Genomic DNA, 20,006 nt, shown 5'->3' on the forward strand with positions numbered 1-20,006 from the left:
ACTTGGGGCTTGCAGCGTGAAACTTTGTTTCACTCGCTTTTTCATTTCTGGTTTCTAAGTGACCTCCTAATGTTTAATTTCCTTTTGCGACCTTCGGGAGAAAAAGCAAGATTGTCATGACAATGACACATCTTGAATTAAACGAAATTAAAATTTCATTTAATGTTATAGATCTATTTCATATCGAGTACTTCGACCTCCACCAACAGGCTTAAAAATACGCTTCTGAACTAAATCTTGTAAATCTCTTGTGGCCGTGGCTTTGGATATTTTTGTGAGTGATACATATTTTCGGGCATTCATTCCACCTTCAAAACCTTGATGGCCCTCTTCCAACATTCTACGAACCACTTTTTGTTGACGGTCATTCAGTTCATTTTTATGTTGGTCAAAAAACTTCGTTTTCTTTAAGGTGAATTCAATTTCTTTCTCTGCATCAATTTGGGCATCAAGAACAGTCTGGACAAAATAATTTATCCAATCCGTGATATCATTGGAGCGTTGAGCAGTTTTCAAAGCATCATAATAATTGTTCTTATTGCTTTCTATTGATTTAGAAAGACTGAACAGAACAGGACGACCGATACTTTGTGAAAGTGCTTTTTCTGCTACAGCTCGACCTATTCTTCCATTGCCATCTTCAAACGGGTGAATGCTTTCAAAATAGAGATGAGCAACAGCAGCTCTTAGAATAGGTTTCTTTGTAATTGTTTGGGATTTATTGAACCATTTAACAAACCCATTTATTTCCGATGGCACTTTACTCGATGGTGGAGCTTCAAAATGTACTATCTCTCGCCCAATACCTCCCGATACAATTTGCATAGGTTCTTCATGCGAACGCCATTGTCCTATTTGAATTTGGGTATTGCCCCTCATCAGCATGGTATGCCAATCAAACAGCATTTTACTTGTCAGTGGTTTTAAAAAGTCATTGCGAACCGCCAGCATTAATTCCGCCACACCTTCAGCTCGCTCATCATTTGTTAAAGGGAGATAGGGCTGTATGCCCAAATTTCTTTTGATTGAGGACATTACATCATTCCTGCTCAGGTACTCCCCTTCGATTTCTGAGGTTTTTATAGCTTCGGAAACCATTAGATTTATCATGGCCTCGGTTTGCTCAGTTTCGGAAAGTCCCTCTAAAACACCACTGATTCGTCCGGTTCTTTGGGCAAAATCAAAGAGGTTATCTTCAATATCTGTAGTTTGATATTGAAAATTAGGCCAATCTTTTTGTTGCCAATTGTATCGCATGAGCCGATTATAATTCTTATTCAGCTCAAAAATAACAAAAATATGAGTTGATTGTGGATTTTATTTAACTCAACATAAGATAACAGCTTTCTATAATAGCCATACAAAATTAAAGGACCGTTTTTGTAAACTTTCATTTCCAAATCTGTTCATTAGTCCTAACAAGTTTACTTTAACCGTACACTTTTAAAGTTTACCTTGTATACGTTTTAATAACACAAAATGACGTTTGGTTATGCAAGGGTGAGCACAAAATCCCAAAAACACGATTTACAGGTCGATGCCTTTTTGAAAGAGGGTATCGATGCCAAAAATATTTACGCCGATATTTCATCCGGGGCCAAAAGTGAACGAAAGGGTCTTGATGAGTTGCTTTCCAAACTTCGAGAGGGTGACACCGTTGTGGTTTGGAAGATGGATCGGATTGCAAGAAGTCTTTCTCATTTGGTTAAGTTAATTGAGGATTTTGAAAGTAGGGGTATCCACTTTAAAAGCATCCAAGAGAACTTTATCGATACATGTTCGCCACATGGAAAATTCGTTTTCAATCTTTTTGCCTCCATTGCCCAACTCGAGAGAGATATAATAATAGAAAGAACACGAGCTGGTCTCGAAAGTTCAAGGAGAAGGGGTGTTCGTTTGGGACGTCAACCCGGTCTCAGTAAAAAGGCACAGCATAAGGCCATTCTGGCTGAAAAGTATTATCGTGAGAACAAGTTAAGCGTTGAAGAAATCATGAAATTGATTGAAGTGGGCTCAAAACGAACCCTATATAAATATTTGGCTCTTCAAGGGAGAAGAACTTGTAAAGAATGTGAGGCCTTGTTTTGGGACAAACACCAAGCTATTGATTCTTCATTTTGCACTAAACATAGAAGGGCAAAAAGCATTTTAGAAAATAATTTATAACCAATAAGTACAAGATGGAGTTTGATTTTTCCAAGCTTAATGATCGTGAATTTGAAGTCTTGGGAGCATCAATTATAGGCAAGATTTCAAAGAAAAGAATAGAGACATTTAAAGCAGGTAGAGATGGCGGTGTTGATGGTAGATTCTGGATTGGTAATAACGAGGGGATAATTCAATGTAAACACTATCTAGAAACTCCTTACAGAAAGTTAATTGCAAAATTGAAGTCGGAGGAAGTAGAAAAAGTAAATAAGCTTAAACCTTCAAAATATATATTTATTACCTCCCAAAAGCTCTCACGGTTAAATAAGAAAGAGATATATAAAATATTCTATCCCCATATTATTCGAGAAGATGATATCTACGGAAAAGAAGATTTGATTAATTTCTTATCAAAGAAAGAAAATCAAGAAATAGTTGAGCAGAACATTAAACTGTGGATTACTAGTGCTTCCGTCCTTGATATTATATATAATAATGCCATTAAAGGAAGAAGTGAAAGCACAATTCTTGACATAGAAGAAAACACTTACAAGTATGCTGTTACAGAACATCACAGAAAGGGGTTAAAGATGTTAGAGGAAAATAATGTGGTCATAATGACTGGTGAACCAGGAATTGGAAAAACAACACTTGCCAATAATTTAGCCTTGATCTATACAGCTAAAGGTTATGAATTTTGCGATATAGAAGAGAATATAAGTGAGGCTGAAAGCTTATTTCGAGAAAAAGAAGAACGAAAAATTCTGTTTTATTGTGACGACTTTTTAGGCAGTAACTTGTATGATGCAATTAATAACAAAAGGGATTCTCATATTGTAAAATTCATAAATCGGATAATAAAGGACGACTCAAAAAAGTTCATCCTAACTTCTAGAACTAGTATTCTAAACAAAGCTTACAGCCTTAGTCACAGATTTCAGAATGGGAAAATTCGTGAAAATGAATTTTTACTTAAAGTTGAGAACTTAACTGAAATTGATAAGGCCAAAATTTTATATAATCATATCTATCATTCAAATTTAGACAAGGAGTATATTGACAGAATATATCAACATAAACGGTATAAAGAGATTATCAAGCACAGAAACTTTAATCCTAGAATTATTGAATTTGTTACAGATATAAGAAGAGTTGGTAATATAGCACCTGATAAATATTGGAGTTATATTCAAAAGAATCTAGAAGAACCTGAGGGAATCTGGGCGGATTACTTTCAAAATCAAACAGATGATTGTGTTAGGGCTCTAACGTTTCTTACCGTTTTTAATAAGGGAACAATATCTGAAGATGTGCTAAGGAGTTCTTATAACAAATTCCTCAAAATTCACCCAGTAAATTTGGGAGACCACTCTGATAAGAGTTTCGAAGCGATCAGAAAATTAGCTACCAAATCATTGTTGAATCGTAATCTTGTTGACGAGAATAAATATCAATATACCCTCTTTAATCCTTCAATTACTGATTTTGTATTAAGTGCGTATTCTAGTGAGAACGAGTTAATTTCAAACATTTTGAAATCTTTGAATACTGAAATTTCCATTAGCTACTTTAAAACCCTTACCACATTTCAAAAAGTTAATTACAAATGCTCAAAAACTGTTCAAAAGGAGTTATTTGATTATTTTTTTGACAATAAAATGACAGGAGAAAACTGGGACTTTTTAATCCTACTCACTTACATTGATTTATTCAACGAAAACGTTAATGAAAGAATTAATCAATTTCTAAATGTTCTTGTTAATTCCGTGGAACCCTTTGGAAATAATTTGTCAGAACTTTTAATTATTCTATCTGAATTTGAACCCAGGATAAAAATTGAAAACTATGATTTTTTATACAACTTTATTGAAAATCCATTAGACGAAGAGGTCTTAATAGATTTACTTGAGTTTATAGATTCATTTGAAATCAATGATGAACATATTATGTCCCAAGCCAAGAATCAGATTGAAAACTACTTACAAGATTTTGTCAATAATGATGATTTAAATATTGATTTTTCAAGGTATATCAGCCAATATCATTATCCGGATGGCTACGCCGATTTCGATGTTGATATTTCGGGCTTAGAATCGGAGGTATACGAAAGTCTTGATGCGATTTTGAACAGATTTAATGAATCGGTTCTAGAAAGAATTGAATTCAATTCTTCTAGTATTGTATCAAATATGGATTTGGATGGTATGGCTACAAACTTTTTGGAAAACTATCAACCTGATTTTGATGATGGGATTGGCGGGTTCTATGATAATTCGGAATATCAAGATGATATCGATGCAATTTTTGAACGAGGGTAAACATTTTGTTTTTAGCTATCCTTAAAGTTGATTGCCAATTTGTAGATTTCTCGACATAGTGGAATCGAAACACTGTTATCACAACAAGATAACGAGGTGCTATTGTATCAAGTATTGATATAACAAATAGGAAAATTAATATTAAATGCAATGACTTTAAAGCATTGGAATGAGCCAACAGGAATTTTTATTGTTAATATTCCTGCGGACTGGCAATACAAAAATATGGTATTTGATGACGTAGAGGAAAAGTCTCCATATAGCTTTGAATCATACGAAAATTCCGTAGGTTGCTTTCAATTGAGCTGCTATCCACTATCTGAAAGAGGAGTTAATCCAAACTTTCCAATTCAAAAAAGCAATTCAAAAATTGAGTGGTTTGAATCAAGAATGGACGACCAAGATTTTTATGTTTATTTATGGCATGCTCAGGTAGAGGATCAATTAATCATGGCTAAATGTATTTACTCTTCTAGCCACAAAAAACATCCTAAAGTAAATGAATTGATAAGTAATGTAAGAAGATCTATAGATAGCTTGCGAGTAATTCCGATAGATGATAGAAGTTATGCGGTCTCACTGGACAAGTATGATAACTTTATTGGTTCATTGGCAAGCTCATATGATATAAGTGAGAGAGCATTAGAATCAAAATCATACATAGAAGTTATTTCAATTGTGTCAAATCAAATAGATGCATTTTTAAGAATTTCGATTGTACTCAAAAAACAACTGGAACAGAGAACTCAAGACATAGAAGTAAAATACCTCTTTCAAGCAGACAATCAAAGAGGTATAAGCGAAAGAGTAATCTATAGTGAATCTAAGTTGTTGGGTATAATAACGGAAGAGCTATTTGAGGAATTGAATTTACTTTATAATATGAGAAATAGAGTAATTCATAGATATATAATAAGTTACATCAAAACAAATGATATCGCCGAAACGGCCCTCAAGTATTTATTGTTATCAGAGAAAATAAGGGTAATATTAAAATCTATTGAAGATGACCAAATTAAAGCTGAAATTGGGATTTATGGAACTGGATATCTTAGAAATCCTGAAATTACCATTGAAGAACAAAGAATATTTTTTGCAATGGCAAACGACAAACATTTAATTAATCATTTGCAAAGAAAAATTAAATAACTTCAGCTATCGATGGTACTAATTTAAAGCACCATGAGAGTAGTCCAAAGTTCAAAAAAAAATAATTGAGAGTAATGGAAATTTTAAAAGAAGTCACCAGATTTAGGAATGAGTTTTATCACTCCCAATTCAACACTCCACAATTATTAAAAATTGTGACTAATCTGCGACTTGATTGGGGAATCAATGAAATGTCAGATTCTGAAAAATTCGATATTGGTGTGACAAAGCCATTTATCCTCAAAGGAGTCTCGCATTCAGAGAGCAAATTAAAATCCAATTCAAAACTTTATTCCTATAATGAATCTGCACAAAATCTTGTAAATAGTTTTTTTGTGAAGAAAAAACTGACCATTGAATTAATTCAAGAAATCCATTCCAACATTCTACAAGATGGTGGTCAGTTTAGAAAACAAGAAGTTATTGTAAGTGACCAAACTTCGGTAATTGAGACGAAATTTGTAGATAGCTTACAAATTGAAGAAAGACTCCTTAAACTAATAGACTGGTTTAATAAAGAACTGAATGAAGCCACAATACACCCTGTTGTTTTGGGCACAATGCTGCATTATGAATTTGTGAGAATACATCCATTCATGGATGGAAATGGAAGGCTTGCAAGAATATTGACAAGTTTAGTTCTTGTAAGTAATGGATATCTGCCCCCTACATCCAAATTCAACAATAGACAATATTATATAAGTGCGCTAAGGAGTTCAGATGGGGGTAATATTGAGCCCCTTATTGAGTTCGTTGCGAAAAGAGTAATCATTTCTTATCAAAGAATTACAGAACAAAATCTTCGGAATTATGAGTGAAACCGAAGAAAATATATTTGATAAGTTTAATGAATTGAACGAGAGGCTTGGTTCAGTTGGGACTCAAGAACCAGTGGAGATTTCGGAAGAAAGTGTGGTTGAATTTTGCAGAGGATTTGAGCTATTCGTACTGGGGTCATTTCACTTCATACAAGATAATACTAAGAGTCATCAGAATATTTTTGTGACTGCTAGTGGTGACCAAATTGAAACCTTTAATGAATTGACAAAGGAAAACTTCACCGAATTTGCTAACCAACAAAAACAATGCACCCCACCTTCTTCCATTGATTTTACATTTAATTTAAGCCAATCCATTTATCCGATAAGTGATTTGTCTGAAACAGTGAACGTGTATTTAAAACAGCAAGATTATGAAATTGTATACGTGTACAGTGCTGACAAGGAATTTAGGATTAGTAAGGCCTATATGACTTATATAGAACCTAATGAAATACGAGAGCTTAGAGATCTGATTTCTCAATCCATTATTAAAAAAGTATCTGCTAAAATAGATGAATTGCAATAAAACCGTCGCTAGTCCGATGTATCAAATAACAATCCAGAAAGACTAAATTAGATATTCCAAAAAGCAATTAAAGTTCAAAAAAAGGATTCCAATACCTCACTTGTAACATATTACTTTCATTTTGGACATATAGGTTAAATGAGCATACAAAAAGGATTTCTTAGCACTCAACTCCCACCATCAATCCCAAAACACAGATATGTCCTTGGTATTATAATTGGTCTTTGCTTTGCTTTTTCTCTCTATAGTTTACAATACATGGCTCGCGAAACCCTTCGATTGAATTCTATTTCCGAAGATGATTTATGGTTTCTAAGCGATTCTGAGGTAAACTTTTACAACCTGATATTCGCTTTTATCGCAGTCATTTTTGGACTGAGTTTTTGTTTGGCCTATTGGTTTGACAGGCCTGCCAAAGTCTTTAATCTCAAAACAGGGAGACTTAGGTCTATTGTTCACGACCAAAGGTTTTTAAATTGGTACTTTTTGGCCTGGTTCTCGAAAGTGGCAACGGTTTACGGCTTCCTTTTTGGTATGGCAAGTTTTGGTGGATTTTACATGATCAGCTTGTATCCAAATTTTAGACATTTATTTATCCTTGTCGTAATCGTCTTGTTTCTGCAAGTATGGAACGCAATCCTTCTAACATACAGAAGAAAGGCGTATCGTTGGATGTTCATTTCATTGATGATTGTTTCAGTTCTCTCTTTTGGACTTTCCAAAATTAATTTGGTTAACTATAGAGCTTTGAATGAGAAAGTCATCGATCAGCGCTTGGATGTAAGGTATCACCTGCGGCTTCCAAAGGCAACCGCCCATAAAAAGGCCTCTTTCAGAGATATGAACCGACCTGTTGTTTATATAGTAAACCCTAAAGAAAATTTAACCGGCCCCATCGAACCAATATTGTTCTTGGGCAAAAAAGAATGTAAGTTAGAGGAACTGACCAATGAAATAATAACATTAAAAAACAAACTACCGCAAGAACTTCAGATTTGGATGCCAGTTTTCCTAAAAGTGGATAAGAAAGTACCTATGAGCTTTGTTCACACAGTGACAAAAAATCTGGCGTTAGCTGATATTCAGAACCTAGGTTTCATTGTCATTCCTGCTGACGGTATTCATGATTCACGATATTATATTAATCACGAACGCACACATTTATCAAAGTTCAATCAGTCCCATTTTCAATTTGATTATAAAAATAACTTGCAAAAAATTGAAACGTATTCCAACAAAATAGAGATGCATGTTTTAAAGGGTGATTATAAGGTCAATTCCATAAGTGTACCAAAAGAAGAACTGGTAAATGTTCTTAGATCTTTAATAGAGAACAATCCGGACTATGGAATTGCTGTCAACTTCGATGAAGATTTGACATTTGACACGTACTTTGAGGTAATTTCTGCTATTAACGATGCAGTTTTCTATCTTAGAAATAGGGAATCAGTTGAAAAATATGGGATGCCTTTTAGAGCTTTGGAAGAAAGCTTTCTTAGAGATTCCCAAAAAGCTGTTTTGCAAAAGTATCCTTTAAGATATATTGAAATTTGGCCCGGAGAAGGAAATCAATTTGAAAAGGATATTTATCCGAACTGATACTTACCAAGGGTGGAAGTTGGAATACATTTTAAAAATACGATTGGGTCTTTAATACCTTACGGCGTGCTAGAACACTTATATTTATAAAGTTCAAATTAACGATAGGCCAAGGCCAACGCTTCATATACAAAACCGTTGGAGCACATTTGAGAAACCGAAACATTTAGTGAGAGAAGAAATTAAAAATACAGATTGGCACACATATGGATTATCAATGTCCGACTATGATTATACGAAGCGATTAATCAATGAAATAATTGAGGATAGGAATAAACAAATTGAAATTAAAGGAAAAGAATTAGAAGCTCAAAAAATTGACTCTGAAGCAATTTCGGATTTAAATTACTATGCTTATATCGACAATTTATTTATTTGGCATTTTGGAATTTGGCGTTTACAAGGAATATTTGAAGGAATTATAAAACAGGAATTTTTTCCTAATAAAAATATGCTTGGATTAAAGTCAAAACTAGATTACACTAGAAAAGTTTCAAATAAAATAAATCAAGATGATTATAATGAATTACTTGAATGGGGAAAGTTAAGAAATGCACTTTCTCATTTCCCACCTGAACAGTATAGACCATCTTTGTTACAAGAAAGTGATTTTAATGATTATTTGGAACTATTAAAAAAGATTACGACTGAATTAATAAATGGATGATCATACGGGGAAAGTTCAAATAAACGATTGCCAGTAACTACTTAAAATACCTTCAAATTTATCTTAAATTAGTTCTATGCATGATTTATATGATCAATGAATGATTATACACAATCGCTAACCATAATTAAAATCTCAAAATGGCCGTCTGGCAATATCCATTAATCATTATTCCCAAAAAAGCTGTAGTTGAAAAGTTCAATGAGGTTCCTGAACGTCTATTCATTAACCATAAGGGATGGAAAAAATATTGGGAGAATATCAATTTAAATAAAGGATTTCCCGAACCTGGATTCGAAGACGCCAAAACAATAAAATGGTGGAAAAACATTGACTTGAATATTCAGGAAACTGCAAATCAAATAGACGAATTAGTAAAAAGAGGGGACTGGACTAACGATAAGGATTTCATTGGATGGAAAGGTGACTCGGAAAAAGAAGAAGATAATGATTGCCATATCGCTTATGACAAAAAAACAAATGAAATAAGTGAATTTCAGTTCCGAACGGACTTAAGAAATATGGAAAAAGCTACCAGATTTTTAACAGGAATGTTAGAAATCTGTTCGAATAACAGCTTGCTTTTAATGAATACTGATGGACTATTGTTTGAACCAAAAGCAGAATTGATTTTTAAGGACTTGGAAAAATCCGACTCAATCAAGTTTCTAACCGACCCAGAAGAATTTTTAGAAGAAATCTCCAATGACGAAGAAAACAGAATTCAATTTAATCCTGTAAAACCCAGTATTTGGGACAGAATCAAAAATCTCTTTAGTTAACTTACCTAACAAAGATTTGAGTTAATTTATAGTTCAATAAAGGATGAAGAAATCTATAATATCTATTGCCACTTGTTTTCTGTTTATCAATTGTTATTCCCAAACGGATAATTCAAAAACAGAAATAACATTGCAAGTTCAATCTGACATCGACAATTTTTTAGTTAATGGAGAATCAATTGTTGATGTTATGGACAAAATTGTTCAAAGCCCAAGGCAACAAGAATTGACCATGAAGTTTCAGCAAGGAGTTCAAAACAATTATGAATGGTTCGTTGAATATATGGAAAATGCAACGCCGGGGAAACCAATTAAATATCACCCAAATCTTGGGATTTCAGAAGGTGAATATAACGAGCTTCAAAAGCTCATTAAAAATATTGAGATTGCTTCATCAGGAAGGGAAAATGTTGAAATCATTAAAACAGATACGACGATATCATTCAACAGCCTTGGCAGGCTTCAAATTCTGAACCAGGTTAAAATCAATTCTATTAAGAATGAGATCAATATAGGGGAAATTAAATTGTCATATTCTGGTTCTGCGAATGTTGACAATGATGAAAACGCATTTAAAAGCAGATGGACCGGTCATAACTGGGTCTATGAGTTTCCTAATGGATTAGATAGTGAAATGTTGAAGGATGTTCAGAATTTAGTTGCAAAAAACTATAAGTTCACAATTGGAAAACTAGAGAAAAATGACAGGACATTTATTCAGATCAAAGGACTAGAATTTGATAAAGGTGTAAAGGAAGTACAGTTTGACATTCCTTTATTGTTTTTGAATTAATCGTTGGGATTTGAAAACTAAAGTTTAATTAAAGTTCAAATCAAGGATGAGCACAAAGCTTAAAAAGAGATATAAGATTCACTTTTCAAGCCTGAGGGATTTAATTAATTCCTGGAACTTGATTCCGGATTTTCCTCCCGATGAGTTTGATTCTGTAAATCATATGTGCTTAAGTTTACTTTATAAAGGGGCAGATGAATTTAAACTTAGCGAGTCAATCCATCATGAGCTAACAAAGAATTACGGATTTTCCTTAAACAAAGAAGATTCGAATACTCTAAGTAAGGAGATAATTGAATGGTGGATAAATAATAAATGAAGTTCAAATAAACGATGTTCGGAATCTTTAAAAAAAGGACATATCAGATAGATTTCTCAGAAGACAACAAAGAACAATTTACAACCTTGTTGACAGAGATTCACGAAATTCTTCGTGATTCAGCTTATTCGGCCCAGGCGAATTGGATGATGCAAATTCTATCAACCGTTGACAAAGAAGATCAGGAAGGGTTTAAAAGTAAAGTGATTTCTGCCGAACTTCTTGGTGGAGCAGGTTCTGTGGTGGATGTTTACCTAGATGATGAAGAAAGCCGAAATAGACTAGGATATCTTATGAATACATTTTTAAGGCTTGTTATAAAATCCGGTTTAAATCATAGGGCGGTTAAATCCAGGATTTATTAACCATTGAGTTCAAATAAACGATTATCATAAATAGTAAATGAAAAAGTGCCTAGTCCAGTTAATTTTACTCTTAGGAATATTAAGTTGCTCTCCACATCTTAAGGTGATAAATCTTGATGTGAAAGAAGATCAGCTTTATATACAAGACAGAAAAGTCGATATAGAAGATTTCGCATATGAGGTAAAAAGATTAACCCGCGGTTTGTCAAAGAAAAATTTAAGTGACATTACCTTCTCTTTAACATTGGATGGAAATTCTAAAATTGGAATAGTGACAGATCTGAAAACTAAAATTGAAAATTGGAAAGATTCGGTAAAGAAGGAATAATTTCACTTTCAGAAGTTCAATAAAACGATGATACTAGAAATAGCAGTGTTAGAAGTGAAGCAGGGGTTAGAAGAACGATTTGAGGTCGACTTCAAAATTGCAAGTAGATATATTTCTTCAATTGAAGGGTATCTGAAACACAGCTTGCAAAAATGTGTTGAACAAAAAAACAAGTATGTTTTACTTGTAGAATGGCAAACATTGGAGAACCATACAATTGATTTTAGAGAATCACGGGAATACCTAGAATGGAAAAAGTTATTACATCATTATTATGACCCATTTCCAGTGGTAGAACACTTTGAAAAAGTATATGAAAATAAAAGCTAATACTTCCTAGATAGAATTAAAGTTCATTAAAACGATCCGATACAAATGTAAAAGTTACCGTTAATTCAAAACGCTCCGAATTCAGCCTAAGACGCTCTGTAGATGAACAAAGCTGGGATTCCCATGGTGGGCGGCTAAGAGGCCATATTTTTTGAGGTTAAATCACATTTTGACCGCTTGTTTCCATAATCAATTCTTTTTCAGAGCGTTGGTTGAAATTGCTTATTTTTAAAAGGAAAACCGACCTCAATGAAATCCTCATCGCTCTATATAGTATTCGCACTTCTCATGGCATCCATTGCCAATGCCCAATATACCAAAACACTTGATAGCTTACTCAAAGTATACCAAAGTCAAGCAGAAGACACATCCAAAATCGGCACCATTAAACTTCTTTTTGACAGTTACTTGAACAATAACCTAAATGAAGCAGAGAAGTACGTTATTGAAGAGCTGGAATTATCACAAAAACTCGATTACAAAAAGGGGGTGGGAATGGCCTACTTGCATTTTGGGGTATTAGACGAATATCGCTCCCACTTGGATTCGGCCAAAATAGATTACAGCAAAGCCAGAATCATTTTTCGAGATATTGAACACCATGGATTGGAAGCGGTAGCCATCAGAAATTTTGCAGGTGTAGAATACAATTTGGGCAACTATGATGAAGCGCTTAAGATTTTAGACGAGGGTATAGCTACCTTAAACAAGCATAGCAGTGATAGCACAGCATTAATTCCATTTTACCATAATAAAGGGTTGATACACAAATTTAAAGGGAATTACAGAATTGCCACACAGCAGGTTATCAAAGAACTGCGGATTCTTGAAAAATTGAACAGGCCTATCCAAAAGGCCGATGCTCTAAATTTGCTGGCAAGCACAGAAAGCATTCAAGCCAATTACGAGAAAAGTATTGAGTATAACCTAGAAGCTCTAGAAGTATACCGAGAATTCAATGATAAATTCTTCGAAGTCAATGTATTAAATGACATTGGTCTCGATTACTATTCGCTTGAAATTTATGAACAGGCTATTGCGTATTTGGGAAAAGCCCTTGAGGTAAACAAGATTATTAAAAATCAAAGTCTCAAATCTACTGTTCTAACCAATTTGGGAAATGCGTATGCCAAATCGAATCGACCAAGTGAAGCCATAAACTATATCTCTAAAGGAATTGAAACTGCCGAAAAAATTGGAGCCAAAAACAAAATGGTGGAAGGGTATAATGCCTTGGCGGCGGTACATGCCGGGTTGAACAACAATAATTTGGCAATTTCTTATTATTCTAAGTCCATTGAACATATTAATAAAGGGGGTTCGAAAGCAAATCTGAGTAATGCTTATAAAGGGAGGTCGGAGCTCTACGCCAGGCTGAGTAACCACAAATTGGCCTATGATGATCATTTATACCATAAACAGTTAAGTGATTCTATATATAACAACACCAAATCACAGCAAATAGGGGAACTTAAGACGATATACGAAACGGAAAAAAAAGAGCAGCAAATTGCCATACAAGAAAAGGACATCGCCGTTTTGGAGAAAGAAGCTCAAATAAGTTATCAGCAAAAATTACTCTTAGGAGGTGGATTGGGCCTTGCACTAATTGTACTGGGCCTGGGCTTCTATGGATTTCGTCAAAAGGTTAAAAGAAACAAGCTGGAAAAAGAAAAAGTTGATGCCCAATTGGCTTTTAAAAAGAAAGAATTGACCACCCACGCCCTTCATCTTGCAAAAAAGAACGAAGTGCTGGAAAACTTAAAGCAAAGGGTAACGGAGATACAAGAAAAAGAAACGTCAAGCGATTATCGAGAGCTTATCAGTACCATTACTTTTGACCAACAAGACGATAAACATTGGCAAAGCTTTACCCAATACTTTGAGGCGGTACATAAAGATTTCTCCAAAAACGCTGCACAGACCTATCCCACCATCTCCAAAAGTGAACTGCGACTCATGGCACTCATTAGAATGAATCTTTCTTCCAAAGAAATCGCCAATATTTTGAACATTTCCGGTGAGGGCATTAAAAAAGCCCGCCAACGCCTTCGCAAAAAAATGAATCTAGAACGCCAAGATTCTTTGGAAACCACTATTGCGGCGCTCTAATCACTAGAAGCTACTTCCCATTAACCCAATAAAACAAGGCTTTACGGGCTTGTCCCCTTTTTGTCCCCACAGCATTTTTTTATACTGAAAACCAGCGCTTTAAGTTTGGGATGTCATTGAAAATCAATCTAAGCAATGACAACCGTTTTGTGGTCTTGCTCGGTTAAGGGATCCGGACTGTTACCGAGCGAGTCACACAAAATCCAATCAAGTTTAACCCACAAAACAAAAGGATTATGAAAACCAAAAACGCTCTTTTTCAGAAATTAGGTCTTTTGCTCATACTTGTGTTAACCCTATCATGTGGTAGCGAAGATATTGAAGATGTTGTAATGCCAGACCCCACTGACCCAATTGGGGTAGAACCTTGTGATGACCCTTGTGCCAATCCTGACGAATGTCCCGATAAATGCGAAAACCCGGCTACAGGCCTTAACCAAGAATCATTTATGCCAGAGGGAACTGTCACCGAAACGGATGATGGTTATATGTTAGAGGGTAAATTGACCATTCCATTGGATTCCATCGGCGAAGTTGTATTCGAAAATGCCGATATCGATGTCTCGTTCAATGATGATGGTACATTAAAAGGTTTAACCGGAAATGTTGAAGTACCTCCCTTGGAAAACTTTTTTGAATTCGCACAACCGCTCCAGGCCGATATTGGATTCTACTCAGGGAAATATCTAAATGAAAACCGCAATTATGAAATTGTTCTCAAGGACGATAGATCGTATTTTGTTTTCAACATACAAGCCAATATTGAGCTTAAAATTGGAGTCAATGATGATCCCAACGCTACCAAACCACTTTCAATAAGCCCGGGAAGTGCCGGTATAGCCCTTATAATAGATTATACAGATCCAATGTTCTTTTTCTCTATTGGAGGTGGTATTGCTGGCGGGGATGGAGAAGACAACAACAATAACGGTGGTGATAATAATGGAGGAGATAATGGTAATAGTAGTAATGATGGTAGATTGTTAGGTGTTAGTTTTGGGGGTTCTTTTGGGGGCAATATCGTTTACGAACCCACCAATCCGGTTGATGATGTGGTAAGCTTTGGAGCCAAAACCGTGGTCGGTGGTTCCGCCTCTCTCTTCAAAATAGTTGAGATGAGTGGACTCTTGTACGAGAACAAAGGTTTTAGCATTGATGCTGATTTACAAGATCCCTTGTCCTCTGATATTGGCGTTGGTTATCGCTCTGGTTTCAACGGGAAGATGGACCTAGCACTTGAAATTAATTCGTTCATCTCCTTTGGTTTTCCGATAGCTTCAGGAAGTGCTGCCGTAGTTGCCGAAGCTTCAACCAATAATGGTATTGAGGCTAGAGCATTTATAAACGGTGAAGTAGACCCGGATCTATCATGGTATCCCAATTTTATCCCTATTAAACCCGATGGCAGTTTGAGTGCAGATGGTTATGTAAACCAAGATGGAGTTTTTGATATCGGTGTTGAGGGAACCTTTAGTATTGAAACACCTAACAACCAACAGGGCATTGAGGGGGCCATGCGTTTTTCAAATCCTGCTTTTGAAATCGGGGGTACATACTTTAAAAACGACAAAGAATGGTCCGTACAAGCGGCCATAAAAAAGGACGAGAGCGAAGTAGTGGTCAGCGCACCGACGGATTTTGTTTCTGGCTTGGATGTGGAAATATCCCAAAGAATTGATTCGACTTTAACCGTTGCCCAAGATGCACTTGCCAACTTGGAAAAAGCTGTCTCTGACTATGAATTTGAGTTGAGTCTCCGAGGGTTACGACAAGTTTTACCAGGAGTAATCTCTACAGCTTTACAAACGATAGATGATAAAGTAGCTGAAGGAATAGCAGAAGGACGTAGAAGGGCCGAAGAAGAAGTGTCCAGTAGAGGCGCTGTATATTGCAGTGATAATATTCCAAGTATTGTCAACGGGATTGTTAAGCCCTACAGAGATGCCTTGATTCGCATGAGAAACGCCGTAAATAACCAAACCGACAATGACCAAACCAGGGTAGAATTGGAAGCATCGTTAAGGAAATTGGCAAGTTTAGACCGTGTGAACAAAACGGTAACAGCTACCATAACTTGGGGCTTGCCTATTACTGCATGTGCGGTCCCGTTTACCAGCAACCGCAATGTTACCTTAGATTTTCAGGTATTGACCAATGAACAAGTCAACCAGTTGACTTTGGCTGCCGATAATGTGAAGTTCATTGCGGAGACCAGTGATATTATGATCAGTGCCCAGGCTATTTTTGATGCTGTGCCAACTCAAGAAATACTTGATCGTCTTGATCAATTGAAACAAGATATTGCCAATCAAGTAAAATCGTATTCAGATTTTGCAGGGGTTGGATTCATTAAAATTCATAATAGTAATGAATTTATCTTCTTTATTGAACAAGGTGGGGAACGAACAAATGTGGCAAGTTTTAATCTTTTTGACCCGAAATCCATTGTCAAAATATTGGTTCCAGATTTATAGGCTAAAGTTTTTGAATATGCGGAGTCATCCTAAACTAAGTTCGCTTTGTTGTCTGATTGCTCACCAAAATCCAATAAAGACAATTATGGAAATGTTAAACTTTGTTAAAAGGTGAGTCGTGCGGTGAGTCCAAAAATGCACCCTCTGGCAACCCTTTAATACAAGGCATTTTCAAGAAAAGTTCGAGTCCCGTCCAGACCGCAAATTAAAATCCTAATTGGTTTATATAAAACTAGTTAGGATTTTTTGTTTTTCAAAGATGTATTCTATTACACTGTTCCATTTGTTGGAAAGAGATTATGGGCAACATAATGAATCAATGAAGCAGCCAGTTTAGCCGTTTGTCCATCAATGTCGTATTTAGGGTTCATTTCAGCTAGATCCAAACTGATTAACTTTCCTGAACCGATAATGGCCTTAAGGCATTCCAAAACAATCTGTGGTGTGAATCCCATGGGAGAGGGCGCACTGACCCCTGGCGCATAGGCAGAAGAAAACCCATCCATATCTATGGTCACATACACTTTATCTACAGTTTTAATGAAAGCATGGATCCAAGTGTTGATTTCGTCCAAAAACTCGATTTGAAAAGTATCTGATAAGATAAAATTGACATCCAAATCTTTTGCAGTTTGAAAGAGTGATCTGTCATTGGCATCTTTTCGGATGCCCAAGCAGAGGTAATTAAAATTACTATCCTCTTTTTGGGATTCCATTGCTATTTGATAAAAAGGTGTGCCTGAATTGTTGTTGTCAGTATTCTTTCGAAGGTCGAAATGCGCATCAAAATTGATTATTCCAATCGTTTGTCCTTCTTTTTTTGAATCCAGATAATTTTTAATGCCATGATAATGTCCATACGCAACATCATGCCCTCCACCCAAAACAATGGGGAACTGTTTGTTATCTAGAAGTGTGGTCACTGCTTTTGAAAGTGCATTTTGAGCTGCTTCCATGTCTTCATTCTTGCAGGTTATGGACCCCGCATCGTATAGTTGAACCGTACTGGGTAAATGATTGGGCAACTTTCCAAAACTGGTTTTAATGGTTTCCGGGCCTTTTACAGCTCCAATTCTTCCTTGGTTTCGTTTTATACCTTCGTCACAAGCATACCCTAACAAGGCAATCGATTTTTTTGGGGGTTCTGGAATTTCTTCCAAGGGAGTGTATTTCACTTTTTCATGAAGATAAAGGCTTTTGTTAGTGACCCTCCCCTGCCAAATATCCTTTTTGGGTTTGCTGTAATGTTTCATCATGAATCAAAAAGATGGTCCAAAATATCAATTTCCACTAGATTCGGTAAAGTTACTTTAAGATTTGGGGTTCGCTCCATTTCTCTTTTGATAGCAAACAGGGCTTCTTTATTCCGTGCCCAACTTCTTCGGGAAATACCGTTGTTCACATCATAAAACAACATATTTTTTAATCGATTTGAAGCTTCCTCCGTACCATCGAGCACCATTCCAAACCCACCATTCATCACTTCGCCCCAGCCAACACCGCCTCCGTTGTGGATAGAAACCCAGGTTGCTCCGCGGAAACTATCCCCAATTACATTGTGGATGGCCATATCTGCCGTGAATTTACTCCCATCATAAATATTGCTGGTCTCCCTAAAGGGAGAATCGGTACCGCTAACATCGTGATGATCTCTGCCCAATACTACCGGAGCAGATATTTTGCCTGTAGCAATGGCAGTATTAAAGGCGTCTGCAATCTTAGCTCGGCCTTCAGCATCGGCATATAAAATACGAGCTTGCGAGCCGACCACCAATTTGTTCTGTTCCGCTTCCTCAATCCATTTAATGTTGTCTTGCATTTGCTGTTGAATTTCTTCAGGAGCATCCACTTTTATTTGCTTCATGACTTCCAAAGCTATGGCATCGGTTTTTTGCAAATCCTTTGGATTTCCTGAAGTACAGACCCACCTGAATGGACCAAAACCATAATCAAAACACATGGGGCCGAGAATATCCTGCACGTAGGATGGGTATTTGAAATCGATGCCGTTTACTGCCATGACCTCGCCCCCAGCTCGCGAAACTTCGAGCAAGAAAGCATTTCCGTAATCGAAGAAATAAGTGCCTTTTTCTGTATGCTTATTGATAGCAGTAATCTGTCTTCGTAACGATTCCTGAACTTTGCTTTTGAATTCTGATGGATTTTCGGCCATCATGGTATTGGATTCCTCAAACGATAATCCAATAGGATAATAACCGCCAGCCCATGGATTGTGCAATGAGGTTTGGTCAGAGCCTAAATGCACAAAAACACCTTCCTCATAAAATCGCTCCCAGACTTCCACTACATTTCCAATATAAGCCAATGAAACCACCTCATTCTTTACAATGGCGGTTTTTGTTCTTTGAACAAGCTCAGATATGTCCGCCAACAACTCATCCACCCATCCCTGTTCATGTCTTTTTTTGGCTGCTTCAGAATTCACTTCGGCACAAACGGTAATACATTCGGCAATATTTCCCGCTTTGGGTTGGGCACCGCTCATTCCACCTAAACCTGCCGTCAAGAAAACTTTCCCCTTAGGGGAATCACCTTTGTCCAATACTTTTCTAAAAGCATTCATTACCGTAATGGCCGTTCCGTGTACAATGCCCTGCGGACCAATATACATATAAGAGCCAGCAGTCATCTGACCATATTGTGTAACACCGAGCGCATTGAATTTTTCCCAATCATCTGGTTGGGAGTAGTTGGGAATCATCATACCGTTGGTCACAACCACTCTTGGCGCTTCCTTCGAAGAAGGGAATAAGCCCATCGGATGTCCCGAGTATATGTGCAAAGTCTGTTCCTCAGTCATCTCGGCCAAATATTTCATGGTCAACAGGTATTGCGCCCAATTTTGAAATACGGCCCCGTTGCCTCCGTAAGTAATGAGTTCCTCCGGATGTTGTGCCACGGCTGGATCCAAATTGTTCTGAATCATTAACATGATGGCAGCAGCTTGTTTGGTTTTTGCCGGATACTCAGAAATTGGACGAGCATACATCCTATATTTTGGCTTAAATCGATGCATATAAATTCTGCCATAGGTTTTAAGCTCCTCAGCAAATTCTGTGGCCAGCTCCTGGTGCCAAGCTTTTGGAAAGTAACGCAGCGCATTTTGAACGGCTAACTTTTTTTCTTCTTTGGATAGAATATCCTTACGTTTTGGGGCTGGATTTCCACCTTCTGGATATGCTTTTTTAGAGGGCAGTTCCGAAGGAATTCCTTGTACTATATTTTCTTGAAATGCTGTCAATGTTGTAGTCATA

Annotated in this window: 17 protein-coding genes; 14 read left to right on the forward strand and 3 right to left on the reverse strand. The window is 36.3% G+C overall.

What is annotated here, in order from left to right:
* Positions 1 to 165: 165 nt before the first annotated feature.
* Positions 166 to 1,257 carry a Fic family protein gene (locus CRO15_RS15060; protein WP_097046687.1) on the reverse strand — a complete coding sequence of 364 codons (1,092 nt, stop codon included), beginning with the start codon at positions 1,255 to 1,257 and terminating at the stop codon, positions 166 to 168.
* 222 nt (positions 1,258 to 1,479) lie between these two features.
* On the opposite strand from CRO15_RS15060, the gene CRO15_RS15065 reads away from it, so the two are divergent.
* The 14 genes from CRO15_RS15065 to CRO15_RS15135 all read left to right on the forward strand — a co-directional run bounded on the left by CRO15_RS15065 (position 1,480) and on the right by CRO15_RS15135 (position 16,731).
* A complete protein-coding gene (locus CRO15_RS15065) occupies positions 1,480 to 2,166 on the forward strand; it encodes a recombinase family protein (protein WP_097046688.1) in 687 nt (228 codons plus the stop codon).
* A gap of 14 nt (positions 2,167 to 2,180) precedes the next feature.
* Entirely contained in the window at positions 2,181 to 4,466 is a 2,286-nt protein-coding gene (locus CRO15_RS15070; protein WP_097046689.1) for an nSTAND3 domain-containing NTPase, read from the forward strand.
* 150 nt (positions 4,467 to 4,616) lie between these two features.
* Entirely contained in the window at positions 4,617 to 5,615 is a 999-nt protein-coding gene (locus CRO15_RS15075) for a hypothetical protein (RefSeq protein WP_097046690.1), read from the forward strand.
* 74 nt (positions 5,616 to 5,689) lie between these two features.
* Positions 5,690 to 6,433 carry a Fic family protein gene (locus CRO15_RS15080; protein ID WP_097046691.1) on the forward strand — a complete coding sequence of 248 codons (744 nt, stop codon included), beginning with the start codon at positions 5,690 to 5,692 and terminating at the stop codon, positions 6,431 to 6,433.
* Positions 6,426 to 6,962: a hypothetical protein gene (locus CRO15_RS15085; RefSeq protein WP_097046692.1), complete on the forward strand. Its 537-nt coding sequence runs from the start codon at positions 6,426 to 6,428 to the stop codon at positions 6,960 to 6,962. Before CRO15_RS15080 ends, CRO15_RS15085 begins: the two co-directional genes overlap by 8 nt.
* Before the next feature lie 258 nt (positions 6,963 to 7,220).
* Entirely contained in the window at positions 7,221 to 8,561 is a 1,341-nt protein-coding gene (locus CRO15_RS15090; protein WP_097046693.1) for an MFS transporter, read from the forward strand.
* Positions 8,562 to 8,730: 169 nt separating this feature from the next.
* Positions 8,731 to 9,228 carry a hypothetical protein gene (locus CRO15_RS15095; protein WP_097046694.1) on the forward strand — a complete coding sequence of 166 codons (498 nt, stop codon included), beginning with the start codon at positions 8,731 to 8,733 and terminating at the stop codon, positions 9,226 to 9,228.
* A 140-nt stretch (positions 9,229 to 9,368) separates the two neighbouring features.
* Positions 9,369 to 10,010 carry a hypothetical protein gene (locus CRO15_RS15100; protein WP_097046695.1) on the forward strand — a complete coding sequence of 214 codons (642 nt, stop codon included), beginning with the start codon at positions 9,369 to 9,371 and terminating at the stop codon, positions 10,008 to 10,010.
* Positions 10,011 to 10,053: 43 nt separating this feature from the next.
* Positions 10,054 to 10,803: a hypothetical protein gene (locus tag CRO15_RS15105; RefSeq protein ID WP_097046696.1), complete on the forward strand. Its 750-nt coding sequence runs from the start codon at positions 10,054 to 10,056 to the stop codon at positions 10,801 to 10,803.
* A 333-nt stretch (positions 10,804 to 11,136) separates the two neighbouring features.
* Entirely contained in the window at positions 11,137 to 11,487 is a 351-nt protein-coding gene (locus CRO15_RS15115) for a hypothetical protein (protein WP_097046698.1), read from the forward strand.
* A gap of 118 nt (positions 11,488 to 11,605) precedes the next feature.
* Positions 11,606 to 11,815, forward strand: coding sequence for a hypothetical protein (locus CRO15_RS15120; RefSeq protein WP_133067256.1), 210 nt, complete (start codon positions 11,606 to 11,608; stop codon positions 11,813 to 11,815).
* Positions 11,816 to 11,842: 27 nt separating this feature from the next.
* A complete protein-coding gene (locus tag CRO15_RS15125; protein ID WP_097046700.1) occupies positions 11,843 to 12,145 on the forward strand; it encodes an antibiotic biosynthesis monooxygenase family protein in 303 nt (100 codons plus the stop codon).
* Positions 12,146 to 12,394: 249 nt separating this feature from the next.
* A complete protein-coding gene (locus tag CRO15_RS15130; RefSeq protein ID WP_097046701.1) occupies positions 12,395 to 14,257 on the forward strand; it encodes a transcriptional regulator in 1,863 nt (620 codons plus the stop codon).
* A 236-nt stretch (positions 14,258 to 14,493) separates the two neighbouring features.
* Entirely contained in the window at positions 14,494 to 16,731 is a 2,238-nt protein-coding gene (locus CRO15_RS15135; RefSeq protein WP_097046702.1) for a hypothetical protein, read from the forward strand.
* A 269-nt stretch (positions 16,732 to 17,000) separates the two neighbouring features.
* On the opposite strand, the gene hutG is transcribed toward CRO15_RS15135, so the two are convergent.
* Together hutG and CRO15_RS15145 are read right to left on the reverse strand one after the other, a co-directional pair.
* Positions 17,001 to 17,987: a formimidoylglutamase gene (gene hutG, locus CRO15_RS15140; RefSeq protein ID WP_313788881.1), complete on the reverse strand. Its 987-nt coding sequence runs from the start codon at positions 17,985 to 17,987 to the stop codon at positions 17,001 to 17,003.
* On the reverse strand, positions 17,984 to 20,005 hold the full coding sequence (locus CRO15_RS15145; RefSeq protein ID WP_097046906.1) for a urocanate hydratase: 2,022 nt from the start codon (positions 20,003 to 20,005) through the stop codon (positions 17,984 to 17,986). Before CRO15_RS15145 ends, hutG begins: the two co-directional genes overlap by 4 nt.
* Position 20,006: the final 1 nt, after the last annotated feature.

Origin of the sequence: Flagellimonas pacifica, from assembly GCF_900215465.1 — a bacterium.
Lineage (GTDB): Bacteria > Bacteroidota > Bacteroidia > Flavobacteriales > Flavobacteriaceae > Flagellimonas > Flagellimonas pacifica.

Bases quoted from the DNA above. Each gene is read 5' to 3' on its own strand.
- CRO15_RS15060 (WP_097046687.1), bottom strand. From the start codon at position 1,257: ATGCGATACAATTGGCAACAAAAAGATTGGCCTAATTTTCAATATCAA.
- CRO15_RS15065 (WP_097046688.1), top strand. From the start codon at position 1,480: ATGACGTTTGGTTATGCAAGGGTGAGCACAAAATCCCAAAAACACGAT.
- CRO15_RS15070 (WP_097046689.1), top strand. From the start codon at position 2,181: ATGGAGTTTGATTTTTCCAAGCTTAATGATCGTGAATTTGAAGTCTTG.
- CRO15_RS15075 (WP_097046690.1), top strand. From the start codon at position 4,617: ATGACTTTAAAGCATTGGAATGAGCCAACAGGAATTTTTATTGTTAAT.
- CRO15_RS15080 (WP_097046691.1), top strand. From the start codon at position 5,690: ATGGAAATTTTAAAAGAAGTCACCAGATTTAGGAATGAGTTTTATCAC.
- CRO15_RS15085 (WP_097046692.1), top strand. From the start codon at position 6,426: ATGAGTGAAACCGAAGAAAATATATTTGATAAGTTTAATGAATTGAAC.
- CRO15_RS15090 (WP_097046693.1), top strand. From the start codon at position 7,221: ATGGCTCGCGAAACCCTTCGATTGAATTCTATTTCCGAAGATGATTTA.
- CRO15_RS15100 (WP_097046695.1), top strand. From the start codon at position 9,369: ATGGCCGTCTGGCAATATCCATTAATCATTATTCCCAAAAAAGCTGTA.
- CRO15_RS15105 (WP_097046696.1), top strand. From the start codon at position 10,054: ATGAAGAAATCTATAATATCTATTGCCACTTGTTTTCTGTTTATCAAT.
- CRO15_RS15115 (WP_097046698.1), top strand. From the start codon at position 11,137: ATGTTCGGAATCTTTAAAAAAAGGACATATCAGATAGATTTCTCAGAA.
- CRO15_RS15125 (WP_097046700.1), top strand. From the start codon at position 11,843: ATGATACTAGAAATAGCAGTGTTAGAAGTGAAGCAGGGGTTAGAAGAA.
- CRO15_RS15130 (WP_097046701.1), top strand. From the start codon at position 12,395: ATGAAATCCTCATCGCTCTATATAGTATTCGCACTTCTCATGGCATCC.
- CRO15_RS15135 (WP_097046702.1), top strand. From the start codon at position 14,494: ATGAAAACCAAAAACGCTCTTTTTCAGAAATTAGGTCTTTTGCTCATA.
- hutG (WP_313788881.1), bottom strand. From the start codon at position 17,987: ATGATGAAACATTACAGCAAACCCAAAAAGGATATTTGGCAGGGGAGG.
- CRO15_RS15145 (WP_097046906.1), bottom strand. From the start codon at position 20,005: ATGACTACAACATTGACAGCATTTCAAGAAAATATAGTACAAGGAATT.